This window comes from Arenibacter latericius DSM 15913 (assembly GCF_000424985.1).
GTDB classification, from domain to species: domain Bacteria; phylum Bacteroidota; class Bacteroidia; order Flavobacteriales; family Flavobacteriaceae; genus Arenibacter; species Arenibacter latericius.
The window spans coordinates 62,377-82,688 of record NZ_AUKX01000009.1 but is presented as its reverse complement, the minus strand read 5'-3'; the positions used below and the strand labels follow the sequence as shown (position 1 = coordinate 82,688).

Sequence of the window (20,312 nt, the reverse complement as noted above, 5' to 3'; positions counted from 1 at the left end):
ATTAAGGAATATTTTTTTACAATAAGCCCCTACCCAATTTATTTAGCTTTCCGTCCTCTTTATATTCTCTTACCAATTTATCTAAAACCCCGTTTATAAAAATACTACTCTTAGGGGTAGAGTATTCTTTGGCAATCTCCAAAAACTCATTAATAGTAACCTTTTCGGGAATAGAAGGGAAGTTTAGCAGTTCACATATTGCCATTTTTAATAAGATTGCATCAATATCAGCAATACGGTCTTTATCCCAATTAGGCGTTTTTCCCTCAATCTCCTTTTCCCATTTGGCATTGTTTAAAAGAGTCTTGGTCAATAGACGCTTAGCATACTGCATATCCTCCTCATCTTTTAACAATTCTGGCAAGAAATAAGATGGAACACTGTCTGCCTTAACTTTTTTCATCAATTTTAAGAGAAAGGTATTTACAATAGGAATATCATCTACCCAAGTAAGTTTATCATCTTCAAAATAATCGTAAATCTTCTCGTTTGGTGCAATAATATCTCGGAATATCCCTATGATTAGTTTTTTATCCTCTTCATAAGAACTCTGTGGATTGGTCATATATTTAGCATAAAGATCACGTTCCATCATCTCTTTATAGATGATTTTTACGTACTCTTCATTTAAATACCAATTATTTAACTTTCGCCTATTTAACTCGTCCTGTAACGCAACGTTATTGGAGATTTGCAAAAGAACCTTATTATTTATAAATTTTTCCTTGTTAGGATAGTTGTCTGAAGCGTTTGCTAGATATCTTTTTGAAGATAGCTGCTCTTGTTCCTTGGCCCTTTCATGTAATTCTATAAACAAGCTTAACATTAAAAGGTAAAGCGTATACATATTATCTATGCTTGCTTTTAAAAATTTTTCTTGTTTATCAAGGGAATCATCCTTTGATTGGGTCAACGCATAGATACATTGCATAACTTTAACCCTAATGTGCCTTCTTGTGAGCATTTTTAAAGAACTTTAATGAAATAATTAAATTTTCGGATACAAAAGTAGTATTATATTTTTTAACCATAACAACGTTTTGAAGTATTATCTTATGCTTATTATAACTTTTGGTTTAGATACAAAAAACTATCTTTGACAAATTACTATTACTTAACAAGATATTCCCGTCTCGGCTCGGATGAAAGAACTAAAACATCTAAATAAATATTTTAAGAAATACGGATTAAAACTGCTCATTGGCATTTTCATCACCATTATAGCACGCGTATTCCAATTAGTAATGCCTTCCTATGTAAATAAATCCATAGAAGTGGCAGAAAACTATCTTAAAAATGAAATTATACTTACGGAAGCCAAAGAATTGCTTTTAGAATATATCCTTATTATAGTGGGTGCTGCACTCCTATCCGGATTTTTCACTTTTTTAATGCGGCAGACCATAATAAATATTTCTAGATATATTGAGTATGATTTAAAAAATGAGGTATTTGATCACTATCAATCACTAAGTCTCAATTTTTATAAAAAACATAGGACAGGGGATTTAATGAATAGGATAAGTGAAGATGTAAATCAAGTGCGACTTTATGGTGGTCCTGCAATTATGTATGGAATTCAGACCCTCACTTTATTTGCATGTCTGGTACCACTTATGTTTATAAAAGCACCTACTTTGGCCATGTACGCCCTTTTACCTTTACCTATTTTATCTGTTCTAATTTATCAGATCAGTAAAATCATCCATAGGCGCAGTACTATAGTGCAGGAATTTCTCTCTACTTTATCCACTTTTACCCAAGAATCCTTTTCTGGAGTATCTGTCATTAAGGCCTATGCTTTAGAGCCCAAGATAAACAATGAATTGGAGGCTCTGGCTCTAGAAGGAAAAGATAAAAGTATGGCATTGGCAAAAGTAAATGCCTGGTTTTTTCCCTTAATGATTCTTTTAATCGGTATCAGCAACATCTTTGTAATCTATATTGGAGGACAACAATATATCAAGGGAGAAATAGAGTCAATCGGAATAATTGCAGAATTTATCCTATATGTAAATATGCTAACGTGGCCCGTAGCTGTTGTAGGATGGGTAACTTCTATAGTACAAAGGGCAGAAGCCTCACAAAAAAGAATTAACCAGTTTTTACAAGAAAAACCTAGTATCGTCAATACCGTTAAAGAGAAAAGTGAAATCAACGGAAAGATAGAATTCAAAAATGTAACCTTCACTTATGAAGACACTAATATTGTAGCCTTAAAAAATATTTCTTTTACCATTAATAAAGGAGAAACAGTAGCCATCTTAGGAAAAACAGGTTCTGGTAAGTCCACCATCCTAGACCTAATCGCTAGGTTATATGATATTGATTCGGGTGAAATCCTAATAGACGACACACCTATTAAGGAGTTAAATTTAAATAGTTTGCGAAAAGCTATAGGAGCCGTACCTCAAGATGCTTTTCTGTTTTCAGATTCTATTAAGAACAATATAAAATTTGGAAAACAAGAGTCTACTGATGAGGAAATTATAGCGGTGGCTAAAAAGGCAGTGGTGCATGAAAATATAATGGGCTTTAATAAGCAATATGAAACCGTATTAGGCGAAAGGGGAATTACCTTAAGTGGGGGACAAAAACAAAGGGTCTCCATTGCAAGAGCCCTATTAAAAGATCCTAAAATTTATCTTTTTGACGATTGCCTGTCGGCCGTTGATACCGAAACCGAAGAGGAAATTCTAAATCAACTTAAAAAAGAATCCGAAAATAAAACCACCCTAATTGTAAGTCATAGAGTGTCCTCAGCGAAAAATGCGGACAGAATTTTAGTGCTAGAAAGTGGGAAATTACTACAAGAAGGAACCCATGAAGAATTGAATTCCAAGGAGGGGTACTACAAAGAACTCTATGCCAATCAACTTTCTGAGAAAGAAAAATAGAAAATTGTTGTCCAATTAGGTTTTTTTTCACACTTTTGACAGATATACTTATGTAAAACAACTATAGATTAGACGAAAATGAGCGAAAAAGATTTAATGGATCAAGAAGAGATTTACTCGAAAGTATTACGGGCGGGAAGAAGGACTTACTTTTTCGATGTTAGGAGTACCAAAGCAGGGGATTATTACTTAACCATTACTGAAAGTAAGAAGTTTACCCACGATGATGGTTCCTTCCATTATAAAAAACATAAAATTTACCTATACAAAGAAGATTTTGCTGCCTTTAAGGATAATTTAGACGAAATGATGACTTACATTATTGATGCTAAAGGAGAGGAAGTAATTTCTGAGCGTCACCAGAGAGACTATAAAAAGGAAGAATTTGACGACAACAATACCCCCTCTACTGATAGCTTTACTGACGTAAGTTTTGATGATATTTAATTTTTAATTTACAGAATAAGATATAACGGCTCCTACATATTGGGGCCGTTTTGCTTTTTAAAACATCGTAAAACCATATATCCCAACTATGAGAATCTTTCTATTTGCATTATTAGTGGTGTTCTCCCATAGCATACACAGTCAAGAAACTACATCCCTAGATTATTACCTACCACAAAACGTAAGTTATAACCCCAACATCCCTAAGCCTAAAGATATTATTGGTCACGAAGTTGGAGAATGGCACGTTACCCATGACAAGCTACTTTTTTATATGCAGACGTTAGCGGAAGCTAGTGATAGAATCTCTTTAGAGCAAAGAGGTACTACCTACGAAGGCAGGCCACTAATCTTATTAACTATAACTTCTGCAGTTAATCACAGTAACATAGATCAAATAAGAAAAGACCATATTCGGTTAACAGAAACGGGCTCAGATGCTCTTATTTTAGAAGACATGCCTATTGTAGTTTACCAAGGATTCTCCATCCATGGGAATGAACCTAGTGGCTCCAATGCTGCGTTAGCGTATGCTTACTATTTGGCTGCTGCCAATGGCCCCGAAATTGAGGAAACTCTAAACAATACAATTGTTTTATTGGATCCTTCTTATAATCCGGATGGTTTGCAGCGTTTTGCATATTGGGCTAACACCAACAAGGGAAAAAATTTGGTGTCTGATGTTAACGAAAGAGAGTTTCATGAGGTTTGGCCTGGCGGGCGTACCAATCATTATTGGTTTGACATGAATCGGGATTGGCTGCCTGTACAATTACCCGAAAGTAGGGCTAGAATTGCAAGTTTTCATAAGTGGATGCCCAACATTCTTACCGATCATCATGAAATGGGCACAAACTCCACTTTCTTTTTTCAACCTGGGGTACCAAGTAGAGTCCACCCCCTAACCCCAAAGACAAATCAGGAATTAACCACTGAAATAGCTACTTACCACGCCAAAGCGTTGGATAACATTGGTTCCTTTTACTATTCTGAAGAGCGTTTTGATGATTACTTCTACGGCAAGGGATCTACCTTCCCTGATATTAATGGAAGTATCGGTATTTTGTTTGAACAAGCCAGTTCACGTGGCCATGCACAAGACTCAGACAATGGATTGCTCACTTTTCCCTTTACCATTCGAAACCAGTTTACCACCGCACTATCTACCATAAAAGCGGCTAGGAATATGCGGACTAAAATTCTTGGCTATCAACGCCAGTTTTACCAAGAAGTTAAATCTGAAAATAGCAAGAATAAAGTAAAAGGTATTGTTTTTGGAGACAGTAAAGATGCTGCTAAAACATGGCATTTGGCAGAAATATTGAACTTACATCACATAAAGTTCCATGAGCTTTCCAAGGATATTTCCGTTAGTGGAAAATCCTTTAAAAAAGGCTACAGTTATTTTATCCCTACAGATCAAAAAAATGCAAGGCTTGTTAAAGCCATGTTTGAAAAGAGAACCACTTCTAACGATAGTATTTTCTATGACGTATCTGCATGGACATTCCCTTTAGCATTTAATTTAGATTATGCCGAAATAAACTCCACCTCAGCAGCGGGAGATTTAGTAACAGAACTCGCACCTATATCTGCAAAAGTAGATGAGCAAAGCTCCTATGCCTATTTATTTGATTGGAATGAATACTACACTCCTAAAGCTTTAAACAAAATTCTAAACAAAGGGCTTCGGGCTAAAGTAGGTAAAACGCCATTCACCGTAGAAGGGAAAAGTTTTGACTATGGTGCAATTATGATTCCTGTTCAAAACCAACAGCTAAATCCCGCTGATTTATTCAACTTCCTTAATTCTGTAGCTAAAGAGAGTAAGGTTCCCATGTTTGCCGTAGGCACAGGTCATGCTATTGGAATAGATTTGGGGAGCAGTGATTTTATTCCCTTAGAAAAGCAGCGCGTGGCACTTTTAGTAGGAAGTGGAGTTACTTCCTATGACGCAGGAGAATTTTGGCATTTGTTAGATCAACGGTACGATTTCAGCCTTACCAAAATAGACACCGATTATTTTAACAACGTAGACCTATCTGTTTACACATCCATAGTTATCCCCAACAAGAGTAGGGGTCGTTTCTTAGACGAAAAAGGAACAGAAAAATTAAAACAATGGGTAAATAATGGAGGGACCCTTATCGGTTATCGCAATATGGCCAATTGGTTTTCGAAGAATGGAATCATGAAATTAAATTTTAAAAAGGATACGTTAGTCGCTAAAAATATATCCTACGAACAAAAAAGTGACTTCCTAGGCGCGCAGGTCACGGGAGGAGCTATTTTTAAGGCAAAATTAGACCGTAGTCACCCAATAAATTTTGGACATAAAAACAACCATATTCCTTTATTTAGAAACACCAATATTTATATAGAACCAGACGAAAACAGTTATAATAACCCTATACAATATACACAAGACCCACTTTTAAGCGGTTATATTTCTGATAAAAACCTGAAAATAATAAAAAATAGCGTGCCCTTTCAAGTACAACGTTCAGGTAAGGGACGAGTTATTATTTTTACGGATAATACAAATTTTAGAGCCTTCTGGTTTGGAACTAATAAATTAGTAATGAATGCTATTTTTTTCAGTAAGATGATGTAACAAGCATCGTTAACCGAATAATTAGGGTCGCTTTTTTATTAAGAAATATAAAGAGCGACTCTTTTTATTTAGAAAATACTGGAGCCAATAGTTTCACCCAAATCAGATTAAGCATCATATGAACTACTAGCACGAAAAGAGCCCAGGTATAACTCAAAACATAGGTTAAGATTAAGGCTAGAAGAAGATAGAAAATGGGATAAAATAGGAGAAACACCATAAACCTCACCGTACTCAAAAATTCCAGCTCCCCCACCTTTGGCCTAATAACCTTGGTCCAAATTAAGAAAATTGGGAGGTTAATTATATTGAATAACACCTTTCCAACACCATAAACTTTAGACCACCTATTGCCCTCTAAGTCAACAGGCTTTGAGTTTAAATCATAACTGGACACCATCTTATTAGCAACTTCAGGGTCTAAAAAGTCTATTCCATTTACCTTTAAATAAGAGACTATATCATCATACTCCTTCTCATCATCTATATGCGTGGTAAGCGTAGTTAATTCTTGGTGAACCACTCTTTTTAAGCTATTTACAGAATCTATTATTGCATCTTTATCATAATAATTTAGCAGCTGTATATCTGTACCGTAGCAGACCGTCACCTTATCTGGAAAGGCAGCCGCCTTCTTATAATTTATCCCTATTGGGACCAAACGAACATCCAATTGGGGATTATCATCCAAAGCGGCAAACAAAAATCGGGTAAACCCTTTACTCAAGGGGCGTACTTTCCGTTTTAAGGAATGGTTGCCTTCCGGAAATATTAGTATAGCCTCTCCCCTCTGCAATAACTTGCTGCAACGTTGAAAAATCGCTTCATTATATTTTAAAGCTTCCTTACCGTCTCGTATCCTATAAATAGGAATCATCTGCAGATAATTAAAAAACATTTTAAGAATAGGATTTCTAAAAACATCAGACCTAGTAAGAAAATAAATCTTTTTTGGACTATGGGTGGCCACCAACAAGGCATCTAAAAGTGCATTCTGATGATTTGCTAAAAAAAGAAGTGGCTTATTTTTAGGAACTTGCCCAATCCCCCTAATCGATATCTTGGAAAAGTACATCCATAGTGACATTTTTATCCATGCCCATAAAAGAAGATACCCAAACTTTCTCATACCAATTCTTCTGTATCTACCTTCTTTAAAGGTTTAAAGCTCCAAAAACTAGCTACTACCAATCCGGATACTATATGCCATATTCCCCAAAAAGCGGCAAGAAGAGCCATCCCCCCCATTCCATCAAAAAAAGTAAAGATCAATAGCAGCCCTAGACCAGAGTTTTGTATTCCCGTTTCTATGGCTAGGGTTCTTTTATTAGTTTGAGAAAGCCCCATTACGTTAGCTAGTGAATAACCGGTAACAAAAGCCAAAAGATTATGGATAACTACAATCCAAAATACATAAACCACATAATCCATAAATATATCGCGGTTATTGTATAAGGCCACAAATATTAAGATTACAAAAAATAGTATAGAGACAATTTTTAGAATTTTGGCAAGTTTAGATGCTAATTGGGGTTTTAAATGGTTTAAGGACATTCCCAAAACCAAGGGTAAGCCAAGCAATAAGGCCACCAACTTCACCATTTCCCAAGGTGAAATGGCCACCTCTTTTAAAATTACTGAAGTTGGCTCATAAAATGAGCCCCAAACTTGAAGGTTAAGTGGTGTCATAACCACTGCCAATAGGGTTGCTACCGCTGTTAAACTTACAGACAAAGCCGAATTTCCTTTGGCGATATGAGTAATAAAGTTAGAAATATTGCCACCTGGGCATGCAGCAACCATAAACATTCCTAGGGCAATACTAGGAATAGGAGTAATTAACAACACTAAAAGAAAAGTAACAGCCGGCAATAATACAAACTGACTTAACATTCCAACAAGAAGAGGTTTTGGTTGGAGCCACAGGCGTTTAAAATCGTTTACAGAAATATCTAGGGCTATTCCGAACATTACCAATCCCAATGCAATATTCATTACCCAAAGCGATTGCTCGGTAAAGTCTATGTGTAAACTATCTATTGTGCTAACTGTCAAGTATTAGGAAATTTTAAGCCCGTTAATGACCTTGGATTCTGGTTGCAACAATACCACGTCGCTCCCATCAACAGCACCCAATATAAGACATTCACTCATAAAATTAGCAATTTGTTTCTTTGGAAAATTCACCACAGCAACAACTTGCTTCCCTACTAATTGCTCCGGGGTGTATCTTAAAGTAATTTGCGCTGATGTTTTCTTCACACCAAGCTCAGGACCAAAATCGACCCAAATTTTATATGATGGGTTCTTAGCTTCCGGAAAATCTGTAATCTCTGTAATAGTCCCCACCCTCATTTCTATTTTGGTGAAATCTGCCCAATTTATAGTTTCATTCATTTATTAATGTTTTGTAAATTCACAACCTTAGTTATAGTGTAACTTATACCTCTTTCATTTATTATACCCTTCCATTTTATTACCAAGAGAAGTTCCACTTTATAGGAATCATAAGTATACAAATTAAAATTATTTTCCACAGGCACATCTATCAACTTTTTATTGGCTTCTCTACAATCGAATTAGTTTTCACCTCTAGTAAAATAAGCCACTGTTTTAATAGTCTTGTTGACTACTTTACCTTTTAGTGTTATAAGCAGTCGTTTTTAAATGCGATTAAATTTGATTACTTTTATCGTATTACCTAATTTTTTAATAAAGTATACAATTCATGGCAAATACCCCTAGCAATATGCTGCCTTTAGGCACTGTTGCACCAGATTTTAAATTATTAGACCCCACCCTAAACAAAGATTGTTCCCTACAAGATTATAAGGGAGTAAAGGGAACAGTAATTATGTTTATTTGTAATCATTGTCCGTTTGTTAAGCATATTAACCCCGAACTTTCTAAAACGGCAATTGAATTTAAACCCTTAGGGATTTCTTTTATTGCAATTTCTAGTAACGATGTAGAAAAATATCCAAAAGATTCTCCAGAATTGATGAAGTTGGTAAGCAAGGAACAAAATTACACCTTTCCTTACCTTTACGACGAAACACAAGAGGTAGCTAAAGCTTATGATGCTGCCTGCACTCCTGATTTTTATTTATTTGATGCAGATTTAAAACTGGTATATCGGGGACAGTTTGATAATTCTAGACCTGGAAATGGATTAGCGGTTACTGGAGAAGACTTAAAGGATGCTATGAACAACCTACTCCAAGGAGCAAAAATTAATCCTATCCAAAAGCCTAGTTTAGGATGTAACATTAAATGGAAAGAGAATTAATAGAACATAATTCGGCATATCCCTTTTATTTAACCTATGTTTTTATGGTACAGGATCTATATTTTTATAGCAAGAAGGAGTATTTTGACCTGATATAAGTGTAAGTCTCGTCTACTTTTCAATCTTAATAAGAATTAGTTTCATACTTTATTTTATGAAGCATATGAAAAATCCCTTAACAAACCCCCTTAGCTATACTTTCAATTAATGTTATCCTAAATAGGAAAACATAAAATGCGAGAAATGGAATTTAAACATAGAAATATACAGTTTTTAAAAGGGATTAGAAATTCTAGGAAATATAGCTAAAAGCAAGCTTAAGTTACTCGTACTTTTCACAGAGCCTGATTAATTTTTAATACTTTTTTAACCTTTTTAAAAAGTGGATTCAATAATAATCTACTAATTTTATAGGATATTAATTTTAACCAAAAAAACCAGTAAAAATGGCTACAATAAGATTGGGTGATTTAGCCCCTGACTTTACAGCGGACAGTTCCGTTGGAATGATTAATTTATATGACTATTTAGGTGATTCATGGGGGATTCTTTTCTCTCATCCTGCCGATTTCACCCCTGTATGTACTACGGAATTGGGTGCAGCTGCAAATTTCAAGGATGAATTTGACAAGCGTAATGTAAAAATGATTGCACTTAGTGTAGACAGTGCAGCTTCACACGCAGAGTGGATTAAAGATATTAACGAGACTCAAAACACTACTGTTAATTTTCCAATTATTGCAGACGAGGATAAGAAAGTCTCTACTTTATATGATATGATTCACCCTAATGCCGATAGCAATTTAACTGTTCGTTCGGTATATATTATTGCACCAGACAAAACAGTAAAATTAACACTTACCTACCCTGCTTCTACAGGCCGTAATTTCCACGAACTGTTAAGAGTAATAGATTCACTTCAATTAACTGAGTACCATAAAGTGGCTACTCCAGCAGACTGGAAGCACGGTGAAAAAGTAGTAGTAAGTCCGGCAATTAACACTGAGGATGCTAAAAAAATGTTCCCAAAAGGAGTTGAGGAAATTAAGCCTTACTTAAGACTTACCCCACAACCAAATGTATAACATCGTTTATTAATCATTTAGATGTTTTACACATCAAATGATCTATAAATACTCAGACGTTTAGATCAATAATTATACGTCTTGGTTAGCACATATTAACAACAAAGCCTTTAGATTTCTGAAGGCTTTGTCTTTTTTAAAAAAAGAACTTCATTTACAAGTTGGCCATAATGATATTATATAAGCGACTCGTATAGCCGAAGTTGGACCTTTATTTTCATTATTATTTATAAGCTGTAAGTAATTTCTGAACTACATATTGTAGCCGTTTAAATTTACTTTAAAAACACCTATTTCACTATTGAATACTACCACAAACCTATCTAAATGGGCTTATAACAACGAAACTTCAGATTTAAAAAAATAGATTTTAATAGAGTAAAATCATAATTTTTAACAGAAATAAGGAGGAGAAATAAATATAACTATCAAAAAACCACTGTGTTAAAAAATTATATCCTATATTTGTCTCAATATAATTTTTTTAATTTTTTATAATGAATAAAGGAACAGTAAAATTCTTCAACGATTCCAAAGGTTATGGTTTTATCACTGAAGATGGATCAAGCGAAGATCACTTTGTACACATTTCTGGTTTAATCGATGAAATTCGTGAAGGTGATGTTGTAGAATTTGAACTACAACAAGGTAAAAAAGGATTGAACGCGGTTAACGTGAAAGTGATTTAATAATTACGATACAACTTTTTTTTAAAGATAGAACCCGTCCCCTAGGATGGGTTTTTTTATATCCATTCTCCAATAATAATTAAAATTAGTACACAAATTGTTTTTCTTCCCCTCTAAGAATGGCTGTTTTATAGGAAAATACACCTATTTACGTAATACTTCCTTTTTTAACGCAACCTATTAATCTTATTTGCATCTACCATAATATAGTAACAGCCCCCGCTTAAAACGTTTTTAATATGACTACTTTTATCACTATTTTATTATCGTTATTGGTAATCAATATAGCATTGCTATTATTGAGCCTAAATAAGCCTAAAGAGCAATAATTAGAAACAGAATGGTCCTATCCTTTATCTATTAAAATAGTTGGGTTAGCATTTCTACAAAGCTGCACTGACTTATAGTAAAATTAACGTCAGTTTAAAAAATAAAAAGGCCCTATCAACTAGGGCCTTTTATATTATACTCTTTTCGAGTGAGGATTTAGCAATTAAATCACTAATAAAACTAAATGAGTATTCTAGTAGCTTATTAGATTAACTAATCCCCATAAGTTCTACGTCGAAAACAAGGATTGCATTTGGTGGAATAACACCTCCAGCACCAGCACTTCCATAAGCTAGGTGAGATGGGATAACAAATCTTGCTTTATCACCAACCTGTAAAAGCTGAATACCTTCATCCCATCCTGGGATTACCTGTCCCACTCCTAATTGAAAGGTAATAGGTTCTTTTCTCTTATAGGAAGAATCAAAAACCTGTCCACTTAAAAGCGCACCCTCATAATGAACGGATACATTCTCACCAGTTTTTGGCTTTGCTCCGTTACCTTTTTGGATTATCTTATACCTAAGTCCACTTTCAGTTTCGTCAAAACCAGCCGCCACTTTATCCAATTCAGCAGCCATACGTTTTTTTTCTTCTGCCAATCTTTTTTCTCTAGAGCCTTCAAAGGTTCTAAAAGCTTCTACTGCATTCCAATTTTGAGCATCGGCTCCTACTCTTTCTATGGTTAAGGTTTCTATTTTGTCTCCTTGTGCAATACTATCAACTATATCCTGTCCTTCTACAACATGACCAAAAACGGTATGCTTGTTATCTAACCAAGGTGTAGCTACATGGGTAATAAAGAATTGTGTACCGTTAGTACCAGGTCCTGCATTGGCCATAGAAAGAACCCCTGGTCCATCATGGGTAAGCTCTGGATGAAACTCATCATCAAACTTATAACCACCGTCACCGGTTCCTGTTCCCAATGGACATCCACCTTGAATCATGAAATCTGGAATAACTCTATGGAATTTTAACCCATCATAATAAGGTTTTCCTTGTGGTCTAACACTATTTTCCAAGGTACCTTCTGCCAAAGCCACGAAGTTCCCTACAGTTCCTGGAGTTTTATCATGTGTTAGTTTAACTAGTATCTCTCCTTTCGAAGTATTGAATTTTGCATATATTCCGTCTTGCATATCACTGTTTTTTTATGAGGGACAAAGGTAGTATTTTGTTTTGTAGTATAAAACAGTTCCTGTTTTCAAAACTTCCTAATCTATCGCCAAAAAAAAAGGGAGCTTTAAAAGCTCCCTTAATCATTTTAATCTTCAGAATTATTACCAAATTCTAACCCTTTTTTCTGGTTCCAAATACATGGCGTCTCCCGGCTGAATATCAAAAGCTTCATAAAAAGCATCTATATTCAACAAAGGCTGAGTTGCTCTGTATCTCCCTGGGGAATGCGGATCTGTTCTCACCTGTGTACGAAGCGCCTCATCTCTAGAAAGGGTTCTCCATATGGTTGCCCAAGACATAAAAAAGCGCTGTTCTGGTGTAAATCCATCGATCTTCTCTGGCCTTCCATTTTCCTCAAAATACTGTTGTAACCCATCATAGGCTCCCAATACTCCTCCAAGGTCTCCTATATTCTCTCCTAGGGTGAATTTTCCATTTATAAAAACGCTATCCAACACCTCTATTTTATCGTACTGATCTGCAAGAGCTGTACTGCGTTCTGTAAATCTGGCTAAGTCCTCCTCGGTCCACCAGTTTACCAAATTCCCATTAGCGTCAAATCTAGAGCCGCTATCGTCAAAGGCGTGTGAAATTTCATGCCCTATTACAGCTCCTATTCCACCATAATTTACCGCTTCATCTGCCAGGTAGTCATAGAATGGAGGTTGTAAAATTGCCGCAGGAAAAACAATCTCATTATTCAAAGGATTAAAATAAGCATTAACCGTTTGTGGAGACATTCCCCATTCCGTCTTGTCTACAGGCTCTCCTATTTTAGAAATGTTTTTTGCAATTCCCCATTTTTGCACGGCAATTACATTTTCAAAATACCCTTTATCCGCAGTTACTTCCATATTAGAATAGTCTTCCCACTCGTCTGGATACCCAATCTTAACGGTAAACTTATCTAACTTTTCTATGGCCTTAACTTTGGTAGAGTCGCTCATCCAATCCAATTTTTTTATTCTCGCCTGAAAAGCAGAAATAATATTGGCAATCATAGATTCTGCTTTCTCCTTAGCTTCTGGAGGAAACATTTCATCTACATATAATTGCCCCAAAGCCTCGCCAATAGAACCATTTACCATAGCAAGCGCTCTTTCATCTGCAGGTCTTTGCTCCTTATCTCCCCTTAAGTACTGGCTATAAAAACCCCAGCTAGTATCTTCTATTGGCGTACTTAATTTTGATGCTGCACTATTAAATGTACTCCATCGCACCAATGTTTTAATATCTTCTAAGGAATTGTTTTTCAAAAACGAGTTCAACTCCTTAATGTATTTTGGTTGCGTTACAATAAGGGTATCCACTTGCTGTTTTATTCCCATATCTGACATCATTTTCTTGATATCAAAAGCCGGAATTAAAGCTTGGGCTTCCGCAATTGTTTTTGGGTTGTTAAAGTTTCTTGCATCCCTACTTTCTACCTTATCCAATCTTGGCTCCGCCAATGAAGTTTCCATTGCTAAAACCTTTCTTGCAGCTTCCCTAGCGGTAGTTTCATCATCACCTAAAAAGTGAAGCATTTTAACAATATAATTTACATATTCTTCTCTTATCTCTTTGGATTTGGAATCTTGCTCCAAATAAAAGTCACGATCTGGTAACCCTAATCTACTTGTTGAGATATAGGTAGCATTCATTGCACTATTATTAAGATCTGCAGAAGCATATAGGTTAATAAAAGGAGAGGTAGCTGCAGGATCCTTAGCCAATAGGGTCTGTAATTCCGTTAAACCATTAGCATTCGCTATAGCATCTAAGGTAGGTTGCAAAGGAGATATTCCCATTTTATTACGCTTAGTCGTATCCATCTTAGAATCGAACAAGAAAAGTGCCTTTGCCTGATCTGTATCTGCTGCATACTTTTTGCTTTCCTTTGCTCTAGCGATAATATTAAGGACATTTTTATCCGTAGACTTTCTAAGAACACTAAAGCCTCCCCAACTTGAACGATCATCGGGAATCTGGGTTTCCTTCATCCATGTTCCGTTTACATAATCGTAAAAATTAGTTTTAGGACTTACCGTAGTGTCCATATTAGCCAAGATTATTCCCCTTGGCTCATCTTTAGCTGTATTGCTTGGGCTCTCTTTACACGAGCTAATTACCGCCATACCCAATACTGCCATTACAAATTTGTTCTTCATTTAAATTGTTTTTATTCTAAATCCAAAATTACTTAAAAAGATGAAAACAGGCACAATGCCCCTAATTATTTGAAGTTATGATTCCATAGGTGTCAAAAAGATAAACTAGACTAGCCATAGCAGCGGCACCAAGTTCTAGCTCACGTTTGTTAATATGCTCAAAGGTATCGTTCTCCGAATGGTGGTGATCAAAATATCGTTGTGAATCTGGGCGCAACCCTGCTAAAACTATATTATCTTTTTTTAAGGGGTTAATATCAGCACCGCTAAAGCCTTTTTCAAAGAGATGTACCATATAAGGCTCAAACAATTTCTTCCAACCTAGGACTTGCTCCAAATTACTTTGATCGGTATCAAAACTAAATCCCCGTGGAGAAAATCCACCGGAATCACTCTCTAGGGCAAAAATATGATTCTCTCCTTTTTTAGCAACCTCAGACGCATAGGAAGTTGCTCCTCTAAGTCCGTTTTCCTCATTCATAAATAACACCACTCTAATAGTACGTTTTGGTTTATACCCCGTTTCATTCAACAAACGCAATACTTCCATACTTTGCACAACCCCTGCTCCATTGTCATGGGAGCCATCGCCCAAGTCCCAAGAATCCAAATTTGCACCTACAACGATAACCTCATCGGGATAGGTACTACCACGAATCTCACCAATTACGTTATAGGAATCTACATTTGGTAGGTTCTTACTATTTTGTCTAAAAAAGAATTTAATATTTGGGTTCAGTTTTAAGGAAGCACTTAGTAATTCTGCACCATTGGTACTAATGGCTGCAGCAGGAATTCTTTTTTCTAGCGGAACATTTCCATAGCTCATGGCTCCTGTATGGGGAAAATCGTCTAATCTTAAATTTAACGACCTTACAATAACTCCAACAGCTCCATATTTTGATGCCTCCGCTGCCCCAGAATACCTTTGATTAGCAACTTTTGCGTAAGCTTCAAATGTATTAATGATAGTAGGATCCATGGGCTTATTAAAGAAAACAATCTTCCCTTCAATTTTAGCCTTCCCCAAGGCTTCTAGCTCCTCAATACCCTGTACCTCTATTACATTAGCTTTAATACCACCCATTGGAGTAGCTACAGACCCTCCCAAGGCACGTATAGGCACATTATTGGTGAAACCAGCACCGCTTTCTAAATAAGCAAACTCGGGAATTCCCCTCACCCATTTTGGAACCTTTACAGCTTGCAACCAAACTTTATCTAACCCTAAAGAATCCATAATGGATTTAGTATAGCCTACTGCTTTTTCAGCTTGCAGAGAACCAGATAATCGTGCTCCAATTTGATTAGAAAGATAGTTTAACCATACATAGCTCTTTCCATTAGACAAGGCCTCTTTATAGATATCGCCTATCTGTTTCTCGTCATTTAGTTGTTGTGCGTTAATCGGGATGGTGATTAAAAGTACTGCTAACCAAAAATATTTCATTCGCTTTCCAATTGTTTTTTATAGCTTTCTAAGTTAGCCTTTATCTTTGGACTGAGTTCTGGTTCTTTTATATCTTTATATTTTTTCAGTTCCTCTAACAGTACGGACGCTACAATTAACCGAGCAGATTTCTTATTATCTGCAGGAATCACATACCAAGGCGCATGAGTTTTTGATGTTTCATTGATTGCCTCCTCATAACAAGCCTGATAATTATCCCAAAGTAGTCGTTCATCCAAATCCCCTGGAGAGAACTTCCAATTTTTCCTTTTTAGCCTCAATCGTCTTAATAATCGATGTCGCTGTTCTTCTTTGGATAAGTGAAGAAAAAACTTAAAAATAATGGTCCCATTTTCGGCTATATGGCGCTCAAAATTATTTATTTGCTCAAACCGTTTATCCCAAAGCTTTTGATCTACGTCTGCCACCTCATGTATCCCTGGAATATTTTCACGTAAAAGATATTCTGGATGAACTCTTGTTACCAATACATTCTCATAATGGGTACGGTTAAATACACCAAATTTCCCTTTAGCGGGTAAGGCAATATAATGACGCCACAAATAATCGTGTTTTAATTCCAAATCGGTTGGGACCTTAAAACTATGTACTACAACCCCACGTGCGTTAAAATCCTTAAAGACTTCACGAATTAAACTGTCCTTCCCAGCGGTATCCATTCCCTGTATACATATAAGCACACTGTATTTAGAATGGGCGTAAAGGGTATCTTGAAACTCGCCCAGTTCTTTTCTTACTTTTTTTAATCCCTTTTTTAATTTTTTATTAGAAACATCAAAATCTTCATGGGTAGCAATTGAATCTAGCTCGATTTTATCTGTTACTCGATAAGTAGTTGACGTTATATTTTCCATAAAGTATAGTTATTGCTCATAATCGGAGCGGTTAGAAATACAAGATATATGAATTATTTTAATATACTATTTTACTTCCTAATAAGAAGAAATAGAAGATTCCATAAAGTGATGATTAACAGATACATCTATCATTAAATCCTAGTGCACAGCACTCTGAATATTATTTAAGTTAAGTTAATCTCTAATACCGTGGGTAATCAACGGGTATCTATCCTCCTTAACTAACACTGCTTTAGCACCTTCAACAAGTTAATATTCTCTTATAACCGCTACCAATCTCCCTATTTTAAGCAACATAAACCATAAAAGTACGATTTGTCGAATAAATAAGGATGTCTTTTAAGGTTAAGGTATCTTTATAGTTATAATGTTATTTAACTAGAATCTAGTAAGTTTTATAAAGCCGTAACTTATGAAAACTATTTCTTCCCTTTTATGTGGATTGGTAATCTTACTATTTTCTTCTTATACCTCCGATAAACAATGTATTTACGCTCGGTCCAATATCGAGCATATACAGAATCAAACAGAAAAGGCAATTGCAGCCGAGGATCTAAACATGGCAAAATTCTACGCTTATAGGGCTCTTACTGCATTAGAAAAATCTAAGTCCAATTTAAAGGAATGCGGTTGTAACGAAGCTATAAATTTTATTACTGAAGGCACGGACCATTTAAAAAATGCTACAAAGACCACTACTCTAGATGGTGCTACAATCTTATTAGAAAAAGCCTTGACCTTTATAATTGAGGCGGCAGATACTATAGAGCAGCACGATTCCCACAATTCTAACTTTAGTAACGACGTATTGGCATTGAACACTACAGAATCCATAGAAAATATAAAGAGTTTAGGAAAAATTGATGATAAGGAATTAAAAAGAAAAATAGACTTATCTCTAGTAAAATTTAAAGAATCTTTAGATCTAGTAGTAAAATCCGTAGATTGTAAGGTAGCTCATAACTATGCTATGAACGTTTATAATTTATGCGACAAACAGCTTTTAAAACCAAATTTAAGCGAGGGGAAAAAATATTATAATCTAAGAACAAAGGAGATTACCTCCCTAGCATTAAAGGAAATTGGGGATTGCAAAGATTAACCTCATCATTAGTAACATCCTACTATAAATTAGACTTGATGGTGTTTTCCTCTATTCCTTTTGTGATGCATTAAAAAGGGCACATACTTTATACGTGTAATGCACCCTTAATCTAAATTATTTTCAATAATGGAAGTTGCTTATTTACTAGCGAACATTTTCACATTATCTTCCGTTACTTCACTTCCCCCTAGTATAATCAATCGCTCCACTACATTTCGTAATTCCCGGATATTTCCGGTCCAGTCATACCCCTGAAGTAGCGCAATGGCCTTTTTGGAGAATTTTTTTGCAGAACTTCCTTGTTCTTCAGCAATCTTTTTTGCGAAGTGATCTATAAGCAAAGGAATATCTTCCCGTCTGTCATTCAGGGATGGAACCTTAACTAAAATTACCGCCAACCTATGGTAAAGATCTTCCCTAAACCTTCCTTCGGAAATTTCCTTTTTAAGGTCTTTGTTAGTTGCGGCCACTACCCTAACATCTACTTTAATATCTTTATCGGAACCAACCCTAGAAATTTTATTTTCTTGTAATGCTCTAAGCACTTTTGCTTGAGCCGATAAACTCATATCTCCTATTTCATCTAAAAAGATAGTTCCTTTTTGGGCGGCTTCAAACTTACCAGCTCTATCTTTCACCGCAGAGGTGAAAGCTCCTTTAACATGACCAAACAATTCACTTTCAATAAGTTCAGATGGAATAGCGGCACAATTCACCTCTATCATAGGAAAACTACTTCGCTCACTTTTTTCATGAATCCAATGCGCAACCAATTCCTTTCCTGTTCCGTTAGAACCAGTGATAAGGACTCTGGCATCTGTAGGGGCAACCTTTTCTATGATATCCTTCACCATTTGGATCTCTTTACTCTCCCCAATCATTTCGTAATTTTTACTAACTTTCTTCTTCAGGATTTTATTTTCTACAACAAGCTCCTTTCGGTCTAGTGCATTACGTACGGTTGTTAAAAGTCGATTTAAATCTGGCGGTTTAGAGATATAATCAAATGCTCCTAATCGCATGGTGTTTACAGCAGTATCTAAATCACCATGACCAGAAATCATAATAAACGGAATTTCGGGCTTTGTTTTCCTAACTGTTTCCAAAACCTCAACTCCATCTACCTTAGGCATTTTTATATCGCAGAGCACTAGATCAAAATCGTCCTTTTTTATAGCGTCTAGCCCTTTTTGTCCGTCCTCAGCTTCCTCTACAATATAGCTGCTATTTTCCTCAGATAGAATTTTTACTAATACTCTTCTAATTGAAGGTTCATCTTCAATAACCAAAATTCTCGCCATTACTTTAATTTAAATTCCTATTCTAAAGCCTGTCCTGAAATAAAAACTAGGCTCATCATTCAACGTAAAAATATCATTTCTTTCCTTATCTCTTAGCACTCCATCCTGAAATAACGTATGTCCGGCATATCCATAAAAGAACATGTTTTTCGCTAATGTATACTGGTATCCCAAAGTTGCTAAAGCTACAGAAGTGGATATAGAGGAGGCTAAACCAGAATCTGAACTGATTACAGAGCTTTGTAAGTTTACATAATACCCGTCCAAGATAAATTCTGTCTGCAACATATGTTTATCATTAAAGTGATATTTCATTCCACTTTTAGGAGCTCCCACCACATAGGTCCAATTGGGATGGAACCGTTTTTCATAATACACTATAGGAAGCGGTATCCTTAAGGCTACTGTAGAGTTATAGGCTATTCCCAACACTAGTCGCGTAGGCTTATCGTCCGCCGGCCTATCCATTATAGCACCCACGGTGGCGTTAATAGAAACATCTCCCTTTTCTAAAGGCTGAGTTAAAGTAGAAGAAATACGTGGAGTAAGAACCCCTACAAAACGCCAATCAGGATTATGTTGGTAGATATATGCCATGTTTAAATCTGCAACGTGAAAAGTTTCATCTACCACATCATTAAAAGGTTCATCCCTTCTTAGGTTAAAGTCCATCCTATTATACTCTACCCCCAATATAATATTATCATTATCCCCAACTTTAATAGGAAGATTACCTACTAATTTTATTCTAGAAAGCTTGGCCTCGGCACTATTCCTTGGCATTAACATATATTCTAACCTAAATACATCCGGAGTTTGTGCGAATGCACAGTTACCAAACACGATAATTGCCATGAAGGTACACCATCTCAGCAATTTTAAATTTATTGTAGTT

Annotated in this window: 17 protein-coding genes; 7 read left to right on the top strand and 10 right to left on the bottom strand. The window is 35.7% G+C overall.

All coding sequences use genetic code 11. The features are described 5' to 3' along the window. Positions 1-16: 16 nt before the first annotated feature. Positions 17-964, bottom strand: coding sequence for a transcription antitermination factor NusB (gene nusB / locus H344_RS0106005; protein WP_026809486.1), 948 nt, complete (start codon positions 962-964; stop codon positions 17-19). Between the two features lie 178 nt (positions 965-1,142). On the opposite strand from nusB, the gene H344_RS0106000 reads away from it, so the two are divergent. The 3 genes from H344_RS0106000 to H344_RS0105990 all read left to right on the top strand — a co-directional run bounded on the left by H344_RS0106000 (position 1,143) and on the right by H344_RS0105990 (position 5,958). Continuing rightward, positions 1,143-2,897, top strand: a complete 1,755-nt coding sequence (locus H344_RS0106000) for an ABC transporter ATP-binding protein (protein WP_026809485.1) — start codon at positions 1,143-1,145, stop codon at positions 2,895-2,897. Between the two features lie 78 nt (positions 2,898-2,975). Continuing rightward, entirely contained in the window at positions 2,976-3,344 is a 369-nt protein-coding gene (locus H344_RS0105995; RefSeq protein ID WP_026809484.1) for a PUR family DNA/RNA-binding protein, read from the top strand. An 88-nt stretch (positions 3,345-3,432) separates the two neighbouring features. Then, the gene (locus H344_RS0105990) at positions 3,433-5,958 is read left to right on the top strand and encodes a M14 family zinc carboxypeptidase (protein ID WP_026809483.1); all 2,526 of its coding nucleotides are present in this window, start codon (positions 3,433-3,435) and stop codon (positions 5,956-5,958) included. 64 nt (positions 5,959-6,022) lie between these two features. Here the strand turns inward: H344_RS0105990 and H344_RS0105985 are convergent, their stop codons facing one another. From H344_RS0105985 to H344_RS0105975, 3 genes are read right to left on the bottom strand one after another with little or no spacing between them, the layout of a single operon-like run. Then, positions 6,023-7,087 (bottom strand): lysophospholipid acyltransferase family protein, encoded by a 1,065-nt coding sequence (locus H344_RS0105985; RefSeq protein ID WP_051254133.1) that lies wholly within the window; start codon positions 7,085-7,087, stop codon positions 6,023-6,025. Beyond that, positions 7,084-8,013 carry a bile acid:sodium symporter family protein gene (locus tag H344_RS0105980; protein ID WP_026809481.1) on the bottom strand — a complete coding sequence of 310 codons (930 nt, stop codon included), beginning with the start codon at positions 8,011-8,013 and terminating at the stop codon, positions 7,084-7,086. The genes H344_RS0105985 and H344_RS0105980 overlap by 4 nt, the downstream gene beginning before the upstream one ends. Positions 8,014-8,016: 3 nt before the next feature. After that, entirely contained in the window at positions 8,017-8,355 is a 339-nt protein-coding gene (locus H344_RS0105975; RefSeq protein WP_026809480.1) for a tRNA-binding protein, read from the bottom strand. Positions 8,356-8,686: 331 nt separating this feature from the next. Between H344_RS0105975 and H344_RS0105965 the strand changes: the two genes are divergently transcribed. The 3 genes from H344_RS0105965 (at position 8,687) to H344_RS0105950 (ending at position 11,021) form a co-directional block, all read left to right on the top strand. Then, on the top strand, positions 8,687-9,247 hold the full coding sequence (locus tag H344_RS0105965) for a thioredoxin family protein (protein WP_026809479.1): 561 nt from the start codon (positions 8,687-8,689) through the stop codon (positions 9,245-9,247). A gap of 446 nt (positions 9,248-9,693) precedes the next feature. Further along, positions 9,694-10,332: a peroxiredoxin gene (locus H344_RS0105955; protein ID WP_026809478.1), complete on the top strand. Its 639-nt coding sequence runs from the start codon at positions 9,694-9,696 to the stop codon at positions 10,330-10,332. Between the two features lie 497 nt (positions 10,333-10,829). Then, the gene (locus tag H344_RS0105950; protein ID WP_026809477.1) at positions 10,830-11,021 is read left to right on the top strand and encodes a cold-shock protein; all 192 of its coding nucleotides are present in this window, start codon (positions 10,830-10,832) and stop codon (positions 11,019-11,021) included. Between the two features lie 539 nt (positions 11,022-11,560). Here the strand turns inward: H344_RS0105950 and H344_RS0105945 are convergent. From H344_RS0105945 to H344_RS0105925, 4 genes are all read right to left on the bottom strand, one after another. After that, on the bottom strand, positions 11,561-12,493 hold the full coding sequence (locus H344_RS0105945; RefSeq protein ID WP_026809476.1) for a peptidylprolyl isomerase: 933 nt from the start codon (positions 12,491-12,493) through the stop codon (positions 11,561-11,563). Positions 12,494-12,634: 141 nt separating this feature from the next. After that, positions 12,635-14,683 (bottom strand): M13 family metallopeptidase, encoded by a 2,049-nt coding sequence (locus H344_RS0105935; protein ID WP_026809475.1) that lies wholly within the window; start codon positions 14,681-14,683, stop codon positions 12,635-12,637. A 61-nt stretch (positions 14,684-14,744) separates the two neighbouring features. Next, complete coding sequence (locus tag H344_RS0105930) at positions 14,745-16,133, bottom strand: M20/M25/M40 family metallo-hydrolase (protein ID WP_026809474.1); 1,389 nt, start codon at positions 16,131-16,133, stop codon at positions 14,745-14,747. Further along, a complete protein-coding gene (locus H344_RS0105925; protein ID WP_026809473.1) occupies positions 16,130-17,008 on the bottom strand; it encodes a PPK2 family polyphosphate kinase in 879 nt (292 codons plus the stop codon). Before H344_RS0105925 ends, H344_RS0105930 begins: the two co-directional genes overlap by 4 nt. A 415-nt stretch (positions 17,009-17,423) precedes the next feature. Here H344_RS0105925 and H344_RS0105920 point away from each other — a divergent pair, with 415 nt between their 5' ends. Further along, the gene (locus H344_RS0105920) at positions 17,424-18,113 is read left to right on the top strand and encodes a hypothetical protein (RefSeq protein WP_026809472.1); all 690 of its coding nucleotides are present in this window, start codon (positions 17,424-17,426) and stop codon (positions 18,111-18,113) included. 140 nt (positions 18,114-18,253) lie between these two features. On the opposite strand, the gene H344_RS0105915 is transcribed toward H344_RS0105920, so the two are convergent. Both H344_RS0105915 and H344_RS0105910 read right to left on the bottom strand, forming a co-directional pair. Next, on the bottom strand, positions 18,254-19,417 hold the full coding sequence (locus H344_RS0105915) for a sigma-54-dependent transcriptional regulator (RefSeq protein WP_026809471.1): 1,164 nt from the start codon (positions 19,415-19,417) through the stop codon (positions 18,254-18,256). Between the two features lie 9 nt (positions 19,418-19,426). After that, on the bottom strand, positions 19,427-20,200 hold the full coding sequence (locus H344_RS0105910; RefSeq protein WP_157378153.1) for a DUF6268 family outer membrane beta-barrel protein: 774 nt from the start codon (positions 20,198-20,200) through the stop codon (positions 19,427-19,429). Positions 20,201-20,312 lie beyond the last annotated feature (112 nt).